Genomic DNA, 16545 nt, shown 5'->3' on the forward strand with positions numbered 1-16545 from the left:
AGCCCCTCAGTCGTCGAGTGCGGCGACGGCCTTGTCAATCAGGGGAAGATAGCGGTCCACCATCCAGGGGACGGTCAGGGGGTTGATCATCGAGGAGGCGGTGACGAAGGAGTTGGTCTCGCTGGCGACCACCGCGCCCTGCTCGATCGCCGGGATCTTCGAGTACAGCGGCTGCTTCTCGATCTCCTTGCGGCTCTTCTTGTCGCTGTAGAACGTGAAGATCAGGTCGCTCTTGGAGAGCTTCTTCGCGTTCTCCAGGCCGATCAGCGCCGAGTCGGTGCCCTCGGTCTCCTTGAACGTCTTCACCACCGGGTCGACCTTCAGACCCAGCGAGGAGACCATCTCGACCCGCTGCTCCTCGGGCAGGAAGACGCCCAGCGTGCCCGGCCCGTCGGTGTAGATGTACGAGAAGGAGTGCTTCTTGTAGCCCGGCCGCTTCGCCGCCGCGGCGGACAGCTGCTTCTTGATGCGGGATATCAGGTCGTCGGCCTTCTCGGGCTTGCCCAGCGCCTTGGCGATCAGCTCGATCTGCTCGTCCCAGTTGGTGGACCACGCCTTGTCGGGGTAGGCGACGGTGGGTGCGATGTCCGACAGCAGCTTGAACTGCTCCTTGGTGATGCCGGACCACGGCGCGAGGATCACGTCCGGCTCCAGCTCGATGATCGCCTCGATGTCGAGCTCCTCACCGCCCTTGAACTGCTTGGGCAGTTTGTCGCCCCGGCTCTTCACCGCCTGGTGCACCCATGGCAGGTAGCCCGTCTTGTCGCTTCCCCACTCGTAGCGCTCGACACCGACGGGCGTGTGGCCGAGGGCGATGGCGGTCTCCGTGGAGCCCTGCCCCAACGTGACCACGCGCTCGGGCTGTTCCTCGATCTTGGCCTCGCCGAGGGCGCTCTTGAGGGTCACCGGGAACGCTCCGCCGCCCTTGCCGGAGGAGCTGGAGGAGTCCTGGTCGTCAGACGAGCAGGCGCCCAGGAACAGAGCGGCGGCGGCGACCGAGGCGACGGCCGCCTGCCGACGGAAGCGGGTGGACCAGGAGGGCATGGCGTTCCTCAAGTGTGTCGTGGGGACGGTGGGGCCGTTCCCGTCGGTGAGGCCCGGCCAACCGGCCCGGGCGGTGTCACGCGGCGGAGCCCGGGGTATCCGTTCACGGGGACGGACGCCCCCGGCGGGACGCGCAGTCACTTTAGGCAAGCCTAAGCTAAGTAAGAATTCCCTTTCAACTGGCCCCACCAGAGCGGAAACTCCCCACCGTCCCCGGCTCACCCCCGACGGCTCCCCGCCCCGCCGCGCTCCACTCGACGGGGGTGACCCCAACTCCCCGCCCCGGCCCGGCCGTTCATTCCCGAGCCCGCGTTCCCCCCACCCGCCGCGGTCGGTTGGAACCCATGGCCGCACCAGAGCCGCCCTGCCCCGCCGCCGGTGCGAAGCCCGCGAAGCGGGTGTGTACCGTCCCGCGCCGCCGCCCCTCCGGCCATCGCCCCTCCGTCCGTCCCCGTCGCCCCGTTCCCCTCGGCCGGTCCGGTGCTCCGCCGACCCGCGCGCGTCCCGGCCGGCCCGTCCCGTCACCCCCGCCGACCGCACCCACCGGCCACCGATGACCGGGAAGGCGGGACGGAGGGGTGGGGGAGTGGGGGCGACAGGGGATGGGGGCGTGAGGGGTACGGGGTGGGGCCGTCGGGTGGGTGGCCGGTGGGTCTCGGTCGTGGCGCCGGGAGTGTGCGGAAACATGGCGGGAACCTTCAGGAAACTCTTGACGCCGCCGATCGCGAACCTTTAGATGGTGGTCGTACTTCCGCTACGACCGTTGTCGTAGCTCTGGGCAGGCACAGACAAAGACCACCTGTCGGTGGCTCCGCTGTGTCTGCTTTTTTCACGTTGTGTCACCGAACAGGTCCTCCGCAAAGGTGGATTCATGGCACAACGTCCGAGCGTCAAAGGCGTCGCCGACATCGTCTCGCTCATCGACGGTCTCCGGACCGTCACCGGTCGCGCACGCGTGACCTGGTACCTCGTCTTCGGCGGGCTCTTCCTCGACGCCTACGCCAACGCGGCACTGAGCGCGGGCCTCGGCCCGATGACCGACCAGATGGAGCTTTCCAGCACCCAGATATCGGTCCTCACCGCCACCGCGCCCGCGCTGGCGATCCTGTTCAACCCCATCGGTGGCTGGCTCGCCACCCGTATCGGGCGCGTCCCCCCGCTGCTTATCGCCAAGGTGCTGGCGGTGGCCGGGGCGATGCTCGCCGCCTTCGCGGGGGACTTCACCACCGTCTGGTTCGGCCGGGTCCTGGTCGGCATGGCCTACGGCATCGACTTCGCCGTCGCGATGGCCCTGCTCGCCGAGTACACGCCCAAGGCCAGCAGCGGCCGCCTCAACCTGTGGCAGGCCGTCTGGTACACGGCGACCACCAGCAACCTGGTGCTCGCGCTCGGCTTCTTCCACCTCGACGTGGGACAGGACATCTGGCGCTGGTCGCTGGGGTCCGCCGGCGTGATAGCGGCCGCCCTGCTGATCCTCCAGGCGATCTGGCTCGTCGAGAGCCCCGCCTGGCTCGCGAGCAAGGGACGGCTCACCGAGGCGGTGCGCAACCTGCGGCGCATCTACGGCATTGACGCGGTCGCGGAGGAGCCCGAGGACGGCACCGGACCGGCCACCCAGGCGCCCACCATCGGTTTCCGGCACGCCGGACTGCTCTTCCGGGGCGCCTACCTGCCGCGCACCATCCTCTCCTCGGTGATCTCCCTCGCCCAGGGCATGCAGTACTTCGCCGTCGGCTGGTACCTCCCGGTGATCAGCCTGACGATCTTCGGGGACAGCTTCGAGAAGGCCACCATGGGCTCGATCGTCTTCAACGCGGTCGGCATCGGCGGCGGGCTCGCCTCCGCGTACCTGGGTTACCGGCTCGGCCTGCGGATGAGTTCCGCCTGGGGCTTCGGCGGCGTGTTCGTCGCCCTCGTCCTGATGGGCCTGACCTTCGGCTCCGCCCCGATCGTCATCGCCTTCTGCCTGCCCGTGCTGTTCATCCTCTGCCACTCGGCGGGCCCCGGAGCCAACGGCAAGTCCATCGCCGCGCTCTCCTACAGCAGCGACATCCGCGCCCTCGGCACCGGCGTCACCGGCATGGTCGGCAGCTTCGGCAGCGTCGTCGGGCTCTACGTCTTCCCGCAGATCAAGGACGCGCTCGGCCTGGGCAACACCTTCCTCGTGCTGTCCGTCGTGCCGCTCCTCGGCCTGATCACCTGTCTGGTCATCAGCTGGGAGCCCACCCGTGCCGACGCCTCCCCCGACAAGGACGACACCCTCCCCGCCGACGGCGCCCCCGCGGTGACCACCACCGGCGCGCACGACCGCTGACCCGCCGCACCACCACGGCACACCTCAGTACGGCACACCGCCACACGCAGTCGCAGTGGCCGGCGCGGCTCCCCGCCGCGCCGGCCGGACACCACCGCCGGACCGGTACGACGGCCGCCCGGCGCACCCCGGAAGGAAGGGGCTGGGATGACCACGCGGACAACGACGACCACGCGGAACACGACCCCGCGGGCCGCCGACGGCGCCCGCCGCGGCGTACTCGCCGTCGACGAGGGCACCACCGGCACCCGCGCCGGAGTCGTGCTCGACTCCGGCGCCGTCGACGAGGTGTTCTACCAGCCGATCAGGGTCAGCCACCCCGATCCGCTCTCCGTCGAGCAGGACCCGATGGAGATCTGGACCGCCACCCTCGACGTGTGCCGCCGCGCCCTGAACCACGCCCGCGAGGAGGGGGTGGAGGTCACCGCCGTCGCGCTCACCACACAGCGCGCCACCGCCATCCTCTGGGACCGCGTCACCGGCCTGCCCCTGCTGCCCGCGGTCGTCTGGCAGGACCGCCGCTACGCCCGCGAGATGCTCGCCTACGAGGCCGAGTGGGACCAGGTACTGCTCGCCCGGACCGGCCGTCCCGTCGGCTCCCGCGCCCCCTACCTCTGGGCCGCCCGCCAGATCGAACGGCGCCCCGAGGTGGCCGCCGCCCACCGCGAGGGCCGCCTCCTCTTCGGAACCGTCGACACCTGGCTGATCTGGCAGCTCACCGGCGGCGCCACGCACGCCACCACCGCCACCAACGCCTGCTCCACCGGCGGCTACCTGCTGCGCGAACACGCCTGGGACCTGGAGTGGATCGGCCACCAGGGCTTCCCCACCCAGCTCCTGCCCGACCTCCGCGCGGACGACGCCGACTTCGGCGTCACCGACGCCGACACCCTCGGCGTCGCGGTGCCGCTCGCCGCCTCCATGGGCGACCAGCACGCCGCGCTGCTGGCCCTCGGGGGCCTGCGCGCCGGCGATGGCATGTGCGTCTACGGCACCGGCGCCTTCGTGGACGTCACCACCGGCGCCGAACCCGCGCTGCCGCGACCCGACATCTCCGGCGTCCTCGCCCAGCCCGGCTGGCGGCAGGGCGACACCACCCGCTACAGCCTGGAGGGCTACAGCCCCACCATCGGCTCCGCCCTCCGCTGGCTCTGCGACGAGCTGGGCATGTTCGGCTCACCCCGCGAGATCGGCGAACTCGCCGCCCAGGGCCGCCGCGGCACCCGCCGGAACCGCCCCACCTTCGTGCCCGCGCTCGCCGGGATCCGCGTCCCGCTCTGGCGTCCGGAGGCCACCGGCGCGCTGACCGGCCTCAGCCTCGCCACCACCAAGGCCGACATCGCCCGCGCCGTCCTGGAGGGCATCGCCCACTCCGTCGCCGACCTCGTCGACGGCGTCGCCGCCACCATGGGCGCCCCCTTCCGCCAACTCACCGTCGGCGGCGGTGTCTCCGGCAGCGACCAGCTGCTGCGCATCCAGGCCGACCTGCTCGGCATGCCCCTGGAACGCGCCGCCGACTCCGCCACCGCCAGCCTGCGCGGCAGCGCCTACCTGGCGGGCGTCAGCACCGGCCTCTGGTCCTCCCTGGAGGAGGTCGTCCACGCCCAGCCCGCCGGCCAGACCTACCAGCCCGAACTGGACGAGGACGACCGCGCCGAGGGCCGCGCCGCCTGGCACGCGCTCTTCGGCGACCACCTCGGGGAGCCGCTGCCGCGGGTCGACCCACCCCGGGCCGACCCCGCCCACGACGGCCCCCAGACCACCGCACCCCCCGCGGCCGGAACGCCGCACCGCGACAGCAGGAGTTGATTGTGTTTTCCTTGCCCGCCCGCACCCCGGGGCGCGCCTCGGCCGCGACCCGCAGCAGCGCCCTGCTGCTGGACAGAGAGCGCACCAAGCGGCGGCTCGCGGACGACCAGTTCGACGTGCTCGTCATCGGCGGCGGCATCACCGGGGTCTACACCGCGCTGGACGCCGTCTCCCGGGGCCTGCGCACCGCCCTCGTCGAGAAGGACGACTTCGCCTCCGGCACCTCCTCGAAGTCCTCGAAGATGGTGCACGGCGGCCTCCGCTACATCGAGCAGGGCAACGTCAACCTGGTCCGCCACTCGCTGCTGGAACGCCACCGCTTCCGGAAGAACGCCCCGCACCTCGTCCACCGGCTGCCCTTCCTCTTCCCCATCCTGGAGAAGGAGGGCGTGTTCGACCCCCGCCTCGCCAAGGGCTTCGAGGGCCTGCTGTGGACCTACGACCTGGTCGGCGGCTGGCGCATCGGCAAACTCCACCAGCGCCTCACCGTCCCCCAGGTCCTCGCCCACGCGCCGACGCTCCGCTCCGAACACCTCAGCGGCGGGCTGATGTACTTCGACAGCCGCGCCGACGACGCCCGCCTCACCCTCACCGTCGCCCGCACCGCCGCCGCGCTCGGCGCCACCATCCTCAACGGCGCCCGCGTCGACGCGCTCCTCACCACCGGCGGGAAGGCACGCGGCGCCCGCGCCGTCATCGACGGTGACGAGGTGGAGATCCGCGCCCACGCCGTCGTGAACGCCACCGGCGTGTGGAGCGACCGGGTCGACGCGATGGCCGACGAACGCCACGCCGACCGGGTACGGCCCGCCAAGGGCGTGCACATCGTGGTGCCCTGGCACAAGGTCCGTATCGACTGCACGGTCACCGTGCCCATACCCGGCCGCGCCCGCCGCGCCACCTGCACCCGCTGGGGCGACACCGTCGTCCTGGGCACCACCGACAACGACTACCAGGGCTCCCCGGACGACGTGCACTGCACCCGCCCCGAGATGGAGTTCCTGCTGGAGGGCGCGCGCACCGCCTTCGACGCCGACCTCACCCCCGACGACGTGCTCGGCAGCATCGGGGGACTGCGTCCCCTGGTCGCCGGGAAGGAGGGCGCGACGCTCGACATGAGCCGCGACCACCACATCACCGTCGGCCCCACCGGCATGGTCAGCGTCACCGGCGGCAAGCTCACCACCAGCCGTCACATGGGCGAACTCGTCATCGACAAGGTGCTCGGGGTACTCGGCCGCAAGGCCCGGAGCCGCACCGTCCGCCTCCCGTTGCTGGGCGGCGCCGGGTACGACGCGGAGGCCGTCGCCGCCTCCGGCGGCCTCGCCGCGCACCTCGGCGAGCGCTACGGCACCGAGGCCCGGTTCGTCCACGACCTGATCGCCGAGGACCCCGACCTCGCCCGGCCCGTCGTCGCCGGACTGCCCTACACCCGCGCCGAGGTCGTCTACGCCGCCCGCGCCGAACTCGCCCGGTCCGTGGACGACGTGCTCTCCCGGCGGCTGCGCGCCCGGCTGTTCGCCCGGGACGCCTCCGCCGAGGCCGCACCCGAGGTCGGCGCCCTGCTCGGGCGGGAACTCGGACTCACCGGGGCAGAGGTGGAGCGACAGGTCTCCGACTACCTGGCCGACGTACGGCACGAGAAGGCCGTCCTGTTCGAGGAACCCGAAGGAGCAGCAGCATGATCAGCCGTCAGACCATCACCAACCCCTTCAACCGGGGCGACTACGTGTCCGGCGCGCCCTCCCCGTCCAAGTGGGCGCGGAACACCCCGGTCGGCGCGGGGGAGGCCGCCCTCCAGAACCAGCCGGTCCACGTCCCGGCGGAGGTCGTCGAGCGGCTGCGGTCCGCCGCCGCCGCGGTGCACACCGCCCGCGAGGAGGTCGCCACCCGCACCCGCGACTGGTGGGCGGGCTCCATGATCGGGGACACCGACGGCCGCCCGGCCACCCCCGACGCCGTGATCGTCGAGGCCGCCGACGCCGAGCAGGTCGCCGAGGTGCTGCGGATCTGCCACGAGGCCCGCATACCCGTCACCCCCTCCGCCGGGCGCAGCAACGTCACCGGCGCCGCGCTGCCCGTCTTCGGCGGTGTCGTGCTCGACCTGTGCCGGCTGAACTCCATCCGCTCCTTCGACGCCGAGTCCCACATCGTCGACGTCGAGGCCGGCATGTTCGGCGACCTCTTCGAGCAGCAGCTCCAGGAGGAGTACGGCGTCACCACCGGCCACTGGCCGTCCGCCTTCGCCATCTCCACCGTCGGTGGCTGGGTGGCCTGCCGCGGCGCGGGCCAGCTCTCCACCCGCTACGGCAAGATCGAGGACATGGTCGTCGGCCTCGACGTGGTGCACGCCGACGGTAGCCGCGCCACCTACGGCGACTACGCGCGCGCCGCCACCGGCCCCGACCTGCGGCAGCTGTTCATCGGCTCGGAGGGCACCCTCGGCGTCATCGTCGCCGTCCGCCTCCGCGTCCACCCGCTGCCGGAGTACGCCAGCGCCCTGGCCTTCGGCTTCGAGACCTTCGAACAGGGCCTGGACGCCTGCCGCCGGATCCTCCAGCGCGGCGCCACCCCCGCCGTCCTCCGGCTGTACGACAAGCTGGAGAGCGGGGTGCACTTCGACCACCCGGAGACCAACCTGCTGCTCATCGCCGACGAGGGCGACCCGGAGCTGGTCGACTCCGTCCTGCGGGTCAGCCGCGCGGTCTGCGAGGAGTACGGTCCCGAACTCGACAGCACCGTCGTCTTCGAGCGGTGGCTGGACGAGCGGATGCTGGTCGGCAAGTCCTCGGACGGCTTCACCCCCGGCCCCGGCTTCGTCGCCGACACCCTGGAGATGGCCGCCTCCTGGACGGACCTGCCCGTCATCTACGACGAGGTGGTGGCCGCCATCCAGGCGGTACCCGGCACCCTCGCCGCCTCCGCGCACCAGTCCCACGCCTACACCGACGGCGCCTGCGTCTACTTCTCGCTCCGCGGCGACGTGGAACCCGAGCGGCGCCGCGAGTGGTACCGGTCCGTCTGGGACGCCGCCAACGGCGTACTGATCCGGCACGGCGCGGCCCTCAGCCACCACCACGGCTGCGGACTGCTGCGCGGCCCCTACCTGGCCGACTCCCTCGGCGCCGCCTTCCCGGTCTTCGCCGCGGTGAAGCAGGCGCTGGACCCCGAGGGCCTGCTCAACCCTGGCAAGCTGGGACTTCCCAGCCGTTTCGGGACGCCGCCGCTCAGCTGACCGGCGGCGCCGCCGGAACGTGTCCGTAACGACCCAGGGCAGGCCATGACTCCCCAGCACCGGCACAGCGCCGTCACCCTCGACCGCAGACTGTCCGCGGCCTTCGCGAAGGTCCCGGTCGTCGCCTCGGTCGTGGGGGTCTCGCCACTCCGGCAGTTCCTCACCGCCCCCGCGACCGTGTGCATCCTCGCCTCGGTCGCGGTCGGCAAGCTGCCGCAGGTGGTCCCGGCGCTGGGCCGGGCCGGGAAGACCGTCTTCGTCAACGTCGACAGCAGCCCCGGCCTCGCCCAGGACCGGGGCGCGCTGGAGTTCCTGAAGAACATGGGTGCCGCCGGGGTGGTCAGCACCCGGCTCTCCCTGATCGAACGGGGGCGCCCGCTCGGCCTGCTCACCATGCAGAAGGTCTTCGTCACCGACCGGTCCAACCTCAGCCGGAACCTCGACTCCGTCGCGCGCGGACTTCCGGACCTGGTGGAGATCATGCCCGCGCCGATCGTCCCGCACATGACCAGCGAGTCGCTGCGCGCGCTGAGCCCGCACGTGGCCGCCGGGTTCGTCCGTACCCCGGAGGACGTCAGCGCGGCGCTCGGCCACGGCGCCGTCGCCGCCGCCAGCTCCGACCCGCGGCTGTGGGAACTCCGCCGCGACGACCTGCCGCCACTCCACTGACCGTCCGGGGCGGCGGCCCGCACTCGGCCGCCGCCCCGGACCTCCCACCGATCCCCGCCCCTACTCGCTTTCCGTGAGGAACAGACCATGAGCCACGTCGTCGTCGCCCGCTACCGCACCCTGCCCGACCGGCAGGACGAGGTGCTCGCCCTGCTCGACACCGTCGCCACCGCCAGTAGGCAGGAACCCGGCAACCTCGGCTACCGGGTCCACCAGGCCACCGACGACCCCCGGACGATCCTGCTGTACGAGGAGTACCGGACCGCGGCCGACTTCGAGACGCACCGGGCCACCGAGCACTTCCAGCACATCGTCCTCTTCCAGGTCGTCCCCCTGCTGGAGGACCGCGAGGTCCTCAGCTACACCCCCCGCGCCCCGCAACCCCCCACAGCCCAGTAACCCACTCCACCAAACCCAACCCCCCGCCCCCGGCGACCACTTCACCCTCGCCGGGGGCCCGGCCCCGCGGCCGTCGCGCCCCGTTCACGCGCCACGGACGGACACGAGCCACGCCTCAACAGCCGCTCCCCACAGCGCACATGCGACCGTCACCCGCGAACTCAGCCCAGCGAGCTGACGCGTGACGCGGGACGGGAGAACGGCGCCGCCGGGAGAGTCCCCACGACGACGAACCCCGGGCCGCGCGGGACAGGTCCCGTACGGCCCGGGGTTCTCGACAGCCGGGACAGGCAAGCGAGTTCAGCTCTTGCGTTGGTTGATGTCCTCGGTCAGCTGGGGCACGACCTCGAAGAGGTCCCCGACCACGCCGTAGTCCACCAGATCGAAGATCGGCGCCTCAGCGTCCTTATTGATCGCCACGATCGTCTTCGAGGTCTGCATCCCCGCACGATGCTGAATCGCCCCGGAAATACCCGCCGCCACATACAACTGCGGCGACACCGACTTCCCCGTCTGACCCACCTGATGCGAATGCGGATACCACCCCGCGTCCACCGCCGCCCGCGACGCCCCCACCGCACCACCCAACGCATCCGCCAACCCCTCAATCACCGGGAAGTTCTCCGCCCCATTCACCCCACGACCACCCGAGACCACCACCGCCGCCTCCGTCAACTCCGGACGCCCACTCGACTCCCGCGCCGCACGCGAAACCACCCGCGTCCCCCGCGCCAACTCACCCAACACCACCGACAACTCCTCCACCACCCCCGCACCCGCGACCGCCTCCGGCGCCACCGCGTTCGGCTTTACCGCGATCACCGCAACCCCACCCACCACCCGCGACCGCGTCGCATACGACGCCGCGAACACCGACTGCACCACCACCGGACCCTCCTCACCCGCCACCACATCCACCGCGTCCGTCAACACACCCGACCCCAACCGCACCGCCAACCGACCCGCGACCTCCTTCCCCTCCGCCGACGACGACACCAACACCGCCACCGGATCCACCACCCCCACCGCCGCCTCCAACACATCCACCAACGGCACCACCGAAAACTCCCCGAACTCCGGCCCATCCACCCCCAACACCCGCACCGCCCCATACTCACCCAACACCCCAGCCGCACCCTCCACACCCGACCCCACAAACACCGCCACCGGATCACCCAACCTCCGCGCCAACGTCAACAACTCCAACGTCGGCTTCCGCACCTGACCATCCACATGATCAACAAACACCAGAACATCAGCCATGACTCTCTCCCAACGAGAACGAAGACAGAAACGAGGAACAGAACGAAGAACAGAAACCAGAACCAGGCCAGAACCAGGCCAGAACCAGAGCCGGACCAGACCGGAACCGGAGCCGGGACGGGGACGAAGACAGGGAAACAGGAAAGGAACGACCCCAACCCACAACCCACGGCCCGCAACCCACGACCCACAACTCATGGAGCGTGACCCGGAGTCTGACCCCGCGACGCCTCACCCAGACACGGCCACCCGCGACCAGCCAACCGCAGCCCACAGCCGATAGCCGATAGTTGGTAGCTGGTAGTTTCAGGAGTCGCGCCGTGGCTCGTGGTCAGCCAGGCGTCATCCACCAAGCGTCATCCACCGGGCGTCATCCGCCAGATGGCACCCCATCACCAGCGCCCCATCACCAGGGACTCGTGATCCGTGTGGCTCTTGACGTGGCACCGGGGCAAGGTCAGATGAACTTCTGACCAGCGAGGAACTCCGCGAGCTGACGAGCCCCCTCACCCTCATCCTTGACCACCGTGCCCGCCACCCGCGCCGGACGCTCGGTCACCGACTCCACCCGCGTACGCGAACCCGCCACACCCACCTGCTCCGCCTCCAGATCCAGATCATCCAGATCCCACGAGACCACCGGCTTCTTCTTCGCCGCCATGATCCCCTTGAACGACGGATACCGCGCCTCACCCGACTGATCCGTCACCGACACCACCGCCGGCAACGCCGCCTCCAACTCCTCACTCGCCACATCCCCATCCCGACGCCCCCGCACCACACCATCCCCAACCGACACCTCAGACAACAACGTCACCTGCGCCACCCCCAACCGCTCCGCCAACATCGCCGGAACCACCCCCATCGTCCCGTCCGTCGACGCCATCCCACACATCACCACATCAAACCCCGCCTTCTCCACCGCCCGCGCCAACACCAACGACGACGCCACCGCATCCGAACCCCGCACCTCCTCATCCTCCACATGCACCGCCCGATCCGCCCCCATCGACAACGCCTTCCGCAACGCGTCCCCCGCATCCTCCGGACCCACCGTCAACACCGTCACCTCAGCACCCTCCACCCCCTCAGCCACCCGCAACGCCTGCTCCACCGCGTACTCATCCAACTCCGACAACAGACCATCCACCCCCTCACGATCCGTCACGAAGTCATCATCAAAACCCCGCTCCCCCGCGGCGTCCGGCACGTACTTCACACACACGACAATCCTCAAGCTCACGCCGACTCCCTCGTGCTCGTTCTGGGTCGATAGGCCCGCTGTCGCGCGGTGGGTACCGGGACGACGCGGTTGGTACCGCGACGATATGACACTCAGTACCCTCCGTAAAGGAACTCAGTGCCAAATCGCTCGTCCGGTGCTACGTTCCCGGCATGGCAGAGGCGCGAGAACAACCCAGGGCGACACCCGGATCTCCGTCCGCCGACCCGCAGGGCCGGACCTCCATGCGGGAGGTGATCGCCGACGCGGCGTTCGAACTCTTCCTGGAGCGCGGATTCGAGCGCACCACGGTGGACGACATCGTGGCGCGCGCGGGGGTGGGACGGCGGTCGTTCTTCCGCTACTTCCCGTCCAAGGAGGACGCGGTCTTCCCGGACCACGAACGGTGCCTGGCCGAGATGACGGTCTTCCTGGAGGGACAGGCGGAGGGCGACCCGCTCGTCGCGGTCTGCCAGGCGGCCCGGAACGTCCTGCGGATGTACGCCGCCAAGCCCGAGTTCTCGGTCCAGCGCTACCGACTGACCCGCGACGTGCCTGGGCTGCGCACCTACGAACTGTCCGTGGTGCGGCGATACGAGCGCACCCTCGCCGGTTACCTGCGCGGGCGGTACGCGGGCACCCCCGACGGCGCGCTGCGCGCCGAGGTCGTGGCCGCCTCCGTCGTGGCGGCGCACAACAACGGCCTGCGCTCGTGGCTGCGTTCGGGCGGAGAAGGGGACGCCGAGGCCGCCGTGGACAGGGCGCTCGCGCTGGTGATCGAGACCTGGTCGGGCACGGACCGGCCGCCGGTCGCCGGGCTCCGGGCGGGTGAGGGGGCGGGGGCCGTGACGGACGCGACAGGGGAGGGGAGCCGGGCGGGGAGCGGAAGCGGGGTGGCGGACGAGGAGGTCGTCGTGGTCGTCGCCCCGCGGAAGGCGCCGCTCTGGCAGGTGGTGCGGCAGGTTCGGTCGGCGCTGGACGCGGACTGACCCCGGCGCTCCGGAGCACCGGCCCCGGCGCTCCGTACCGTCGCCCGCGCGGTCGCCCGCGATCCCCCGCTGTCCGGTGTCAGCGTCCCGGACGCGGGCGCGTACCTCGCCACCGGGGGCGAGCGGGCCGCGCGGGGTGGCGCGTGGTGGGGGAGCGGTCAGCGGAGGGTGCGGAGGGCGGTGAGGACGTCGGCGAGCGGCGACGGATCCGCGCCCTCCGGCCCGTGCACGCAGATCCGGTCGACGAGCCCGGCGTACCGCCGCCGGATCTCCCGGGCAGCCTCCTCGGGCGTTCCGTCCACGGCGAAGACGCGGAAGACCTCGTCGTCGACGAGCCCGGCCATGTCCGTCCAGCGGCCCCGCAGTGACAGCCGGTGCAGCTCCTCCTGGAGATCGCCCAGACCGAGGGCATCAACCACCGTGCGGTAGGCGGGGGTTGAGGCATAGAACGCGAGACGCGCACGGACCCCGGCGCGCTGGGCCGCGCGTTCCTCCGCGGTGCGCCCGGTCGCCACCAGCACGCTGCCCACCACCTCGAAGGGCCGCCGCGTCCACGGCTCACCCGCCGCCTCGGCCGTGGCCCGGGCGGCCCGGACACGGGGCAGCACCTCCCCTGCCAGATGCCCGGGCGAGGTGAAGGGGTGGCCGATGAAGCCGTCGGCGACGGCCCCGGCGGCCGACGTCATCCGCGGCCCGACCCCGGCCAGCAGGATCGGTGGCGGCCCGGCGGCCAGCGGGCCGGGGGAGAAGGCCGGGGTCATCAGCGTGTGGCTGTAGAAGTCGCCCCGGAACGCGAGCCGTTCACCGGTCTGCCAGCTGTGCCAGATCGCCCGTACCGCGCGCACGTACTCCCGCATCCGCGCGGCGGGACGGTCCCACGGCATCCCGTAGCGGCGCACCACATGGGGCTTGATCTGCGAGCCCAGACCGATGACCGCCCGGCCGCCGGACATCTCGTGCAGCCCCCACGCCTCGTAGGCGAGACTCATCGGTGTCCGCGCGAAGGCGATCGCCACGCCGGTGGCCAGCTCCACCGAACGGGTCCGTTCGGCCGCGCGCACCAGCGTCAGGAACGGACTGTGCGCGGTCTCGGCGGCCATCAGCCGGTCCAGGCCCCGGCGTTCGGCCACCTCGGCCGCCACGCCCACCTCCGAGGGGCCACCGGGGACGGCGAGGTCCAGCCGGAGGGGTGGGTGCGGGCCGTCGGGGTGCTCGGTCACGAGGTGTGCTCCCTGGTCGCTGCGGCGCTGCCGGACGGGCGTGCCGACCGTCCCCGCCCCACGGTCGGCACCGGCGGCGGACGGTCGCGCCGTCGTGGCGACGGCCGTCCCGGCGGAGGACGGGGCAGCAGCGTACGCCGCCGCCGACGGCGCACGGGCCCCAACGGGGCGGCGTCCGGCCCCGCGTCGTGAAGCCGCCATCGAACCGCGCACGAACACCCCGCGACGGCCTCGCGGTTGACGCTCCGGCGCCAGACTTCCGGCCGGTCACCTCGCCGCCCGCCCGCGGCCGCGCCCGTACGGTGGGCCGCTCGAACGCTCGACTCCCGGCGTTCCGAGGCCAGTTCGGGTCCGTTCGGATTGTCAAGCTCCGGGAGGCGCCCGGCCGGGGTGTACTAGCCTGGGGACGGTCCGCGGCGACGGCGGACCGCGGCGAGGGGCGGAGAGGGATGCGGGCAGCAGCGTCTGAGCGGGAGAGCGTGCGGAGACCGTCCGACCGCAAGGCGCGGATCGTCACCGCCGCCACGACGCTCTTCTGCGAACGCGGCTACCACAACGTGTCGGTCGCCGACGTGGCCGGTGCCGTCGGCATCACCGCGCCCGCGCTCTACCGGCACTTCCGGGGCAAGCCCGACCTGCTGCTGCACGTCGTCACCGTGCCCATCGAGGCCATCGCCGCCTCGCTGGACGCCGCACCGGACCTCGACTCGTACCTGTGGGCCTCGGCGGCCGAAGGGGTGGAACGGCGCGGCTCCGCGACGCTCTGGCAGCGCGAGGCGCGGCACCTGCCCGCCGAACGGCGCGCCCAGCTGCGCCGGGCACTCAGCGACATCGCCAGCCGCACCAGCACCCTCATCCGCGCCGTACGGCCCGAACTCAGCGAGCAGAACGGCGAGTTACTCGCCTGGGCGGTGCTGTCGGTGTACGGCAGCATCTCCGGGCACCGCGTCTCCCTGCCGCGCCGCCGCTTCGAGGACCTGCTGCACGGCCTTGCCCTGTCCGCCGCGTACAGCCCGCTCGGCGACCCGTTCCGGGGGGCCGAGGGGCGTGGGCCGAGAGGCGGCGGATACCTCGAACTCTCCATGTCCCGCCGCGAGGAGATCCTCAGCGAGGCCATCCGGCTCTTCGACGAACGCGGCTTCCAGTCGGTCAGCACCGACGACATCGGTGAGGCCGCCGGAGCCTCCGGCCCCAGCATCTACAAGCACTTCCCCAGCAAGACCGACCTGCTGGTCGCCGCCGTCGTACGCGGCGGGGAGCAGCGCCGCGCCGGCACCGCGCTGGCCCTCGCGCGCGCCACCACCCCGCGCGAACGGCTCGACCAACTGCTCCGTTCCTACATCGAGTTCGCGCTGCACCACAGCCACCTCATCGGTCTGCTCATCAGCGAACTGGAGCAACTGCCGGAGAAGGAACGCCGCGCCGCCGTCCAGACCCAGCGCGACTACCTCGCTCTCTGGGTGCGGGTGCTCGACCAGGTGCGGCCGGGGCTGGAACGGCCGGAGGCCCGGATCGTGATCGGCGCCGTCCTCACCATCGTCGACAACGCGGCCCGTACCGGACGCCTGGGCGAACGCGCCGACCTGCCCGAGCGGTTGACGGACATCGGCATGGCCCTGCTGCTCCCGGAGGGCGCGGCGGCCGAACCGCGCCCGGCCGCCGCGGCCGACCCGCTCGGCTGACGCCCCCTCCGCCCACGGGCGCCGCACCTCGGCCTCCGGGCGTGCCGTGTCCGCGTGATGGTCCCATCTCCCGTACGGCGGGCAGTCGTTGAACGGCGCCGGGCCCAACGCGGGCCCGCCCCGTCCCCGTTCCGGCCCCCGCTCGGACGGAAGCACGGTCGCGGGGGACTCGGCCGCGGGCGGCCGTCAGCACAGCGGCTTGCTCAGCACCACACAGGGCCTGCCGTGCGCCACGTCGGGACGGCGGTCGATCTCCCGCCAGCCCAGCGCGGTCCAGAACGCCAGCGCCGAGGGCCGGTTCTCCAGCACGGCCAGCTCGACGGCCCGACCTCCCGCGTCCGCGAAGCGCCGCTCGGCCGCGGCGGCCAGCCGCCGCCCCACACCGGCGCGGTGCAGGCGGCCGTGCACCATCAGCAGCGCGATCCACGGGTGACCGCTGACCGGATGCCGGTCCAGCAGCGTGAGCTGGCCCAGCAGGACCCCCTCCGCGTCGCGGGCCAGCAGGACCGCGCAGCCCGGCGCCGCCACCTCCGCCCGCAGATCCGCCTCGATCCGGGCGGGGTCGAGTTCCTCCGGGTCGTACTCGCCCGCGTCCCGCCAGTAGTCCGGGTTGCTCGCGTACATCTCGACCACCTCGGCCAGTTCACCGGGGGAGAAGCACGGCGGAGACAGCGACAGCGTGACCATCCTCCGCAGCCT

The 16545-nt window shown here is 72.0% G+C and carries 13 protein-coding genes; 8 read left to right on the forward strand and 5 right to left on the reverse strand.

Annotated features, from left to right (window positions below):
- Positions 1-6: 6 nt before the first annotated feature.
- Entirely contained in the window at positions 7-1044 is a 1038-nt protein-coding gene (locus E0L36_RS16080) for an iron-siderophore ABC transporter substrate-binding protein (protein ID WP_180929703.1), read from the reverse strand.
- 871 nt (positions 1045-1915) lie between these two features.
- Between E0L36_RS16080 and E0L36_RS16085 the strand changes: the two genes are divergently transcribed.
- From E0L36_RS16085 to E0L36_RS16110, 6 genes are all read left to right on the forward strand, one after another.
- Positions 1916-3358, forward strand: a complete 1443-nt coding sequence (locus E0L36_RS16085) for an MFS transporter (RefSeq protein WP_180929704.1) — start codon at positions 1916-1918, stop codon at positions 3356-3358.
- Positions 3359-3505: 147 nt separating this feature from the next.
- Positions 3506-5167 (forward strand): FGGY family carbohydrate kinase, encoded by a 1662-nt coding sequence (locus E0L36_RS16090; RefSeq protein WP_180929705.1) that lies wholly within the window; start codon positions 3506-3508, stop codon positions 5165-5167.
- Between the two features lie 2 nt (positions 5168-5169).
- A complete protein-coding gene (locus tag E0L36_RS16095) occupies positions 5170-6852 on the forward strand; it encodes a glycerol-3-phosphate dehydrogenase/oxidase (RefSeq protein ID WP_180929706.1) in 1683 nt (560 codons plus the stop codon).
- On the forward strand, positions 6849-8402 hold the full coding sequence (locus E0L36_RS16100) for an FAD-binding oxidoreductase (RefSeq protein ID WP_180929707.1): 1554 nt from the start codon (positions 6849-6851) through the stop codon (positions 8400-8402). The genes E0L36_RS16095 and E0L36_RS16100 overlap by 4 nt, the downstream gene beginning before the upstream one ends.
- 45 nt (positions 8403-8447) lie before the next feature.
- Entirely contained in the window at positions 8448-9071 is a 624-nt protein-coding gene (locus E0L36_RS16105) for a glycerol-3-phosphate responsive antiterminator (protein WP_180929708.1), read from the forward strand.
- Between the two features lie 87 nt (positions 9072-9158).
- A complete protein-coding gene (locus tag E0L36_RS16110; protein WP_180929709.1) occupies positions 9159-9470 on the forward strand; it encodes a putative quinol monooxygenase in 312 nt (103 codons plus the stop codon).
- 300 nt (positions 9471-9770) lie between these two features.
- Here E0L36_RS16110 and E0L36_RS16115 read toward each other — a convergent pair whose 3' ends face one another.
- Both E0L36_RS16115 and E0L36_RS16120 read right to left on the reverse strand, forming a co-directional pair.
- Positions 9771-10733: an electron transfer flavoprotein subunit alpha/FixB family protein gene (locus E0L36_RS16115; protein WP_180929710.1), complete on the reverse strand. Its 963-nt coding sequence runs from the start codon at positions 10731-10733 to the stop codon at positions 9771-9773.
- A 457-nt stretch (positions 10734-11190) separates the two neighbouring features.
- Positions 11191-11976, reverse strand: a complete 786-nt coding sequence (locus E0L36_RS16120; protein WP_180929711.1) for an electron transfer flavoprotein subunit beta/FixA family protein — start codon at positions 11974-11976, stop codon at positions 11191-11193.
- 224 nt (positions 11977-12200) lie between these two features.
- Between E0L36_RS16120 and E0L36_RS16125 the strand changes: the two genes are divergently transcribed.
- A complete protein-coding gene (locus E0L36_RS16125; RefSeq protein WP_180930051.1) occupies positions 12201-12944 on the forward strand; it encodes a TetR family transcriptional regulator in 744 nt (247 codons plus the stop codon).
- Between the two features lie 158 nt (positions 12945-13102).
- Here the strand turns inward: E0L36_RS16125 and E0L36_RS16130 are convergent, their stop codons facing one another.
- Entirely contained in the window at positions 13103-14164 is a 1062-nt protein-coding gene (locus E0L36_RS16130) for a TIGR03617 family F420-dependent LLM class oxidoreductase (protein WP_308416774.1), read from the reverse strand.
- A gap of 449 nt (positions 14165-14613) precedes the next feature.
- On the opposite strand from E0L36_RS16130, the gene E0L36_RS16135 reads away from it, so the two are divergent.
- Positions 14614-15846: a TetR/AcrR family transcriptional regulator gene (locus tag E0L36_RS16135; protein ID WP_180929713.1), complete on the forward strand. Its 1233-nt coding sequence runs from the start codon at positions 14614-14616 to the stop codon at positions 15844-15846.
- 186 nt (positions 15847-16032) lie between these two features.
- Here E0L36_RS16135 and E0L36_RS16140 read toward each other — a convergent pair whose 3' ends face one another.
- On the reverse strand, positions 16033-16533 hold the full coding sequence (locus E0L36_RS16140; RefSeq protein WP_180929714.1) for a GNAT family N-acetyltransferase: 501 nt from the start codon (positions 16531-16533) through the stop codon (positions 16033-16035).
- Between the last annotated feature and the right edge of the window lie 12 nt (positions 16534-16545).

The sequence above is a fragment of the Streptomyces sp. AJS327 genome, assembly GCF_013450295.1.
Classification (GTDB): Bacteria; Actinomycetota; Actinomycetes; order Streptomycetales; family Streptomycetaceae; genus Streptomyces.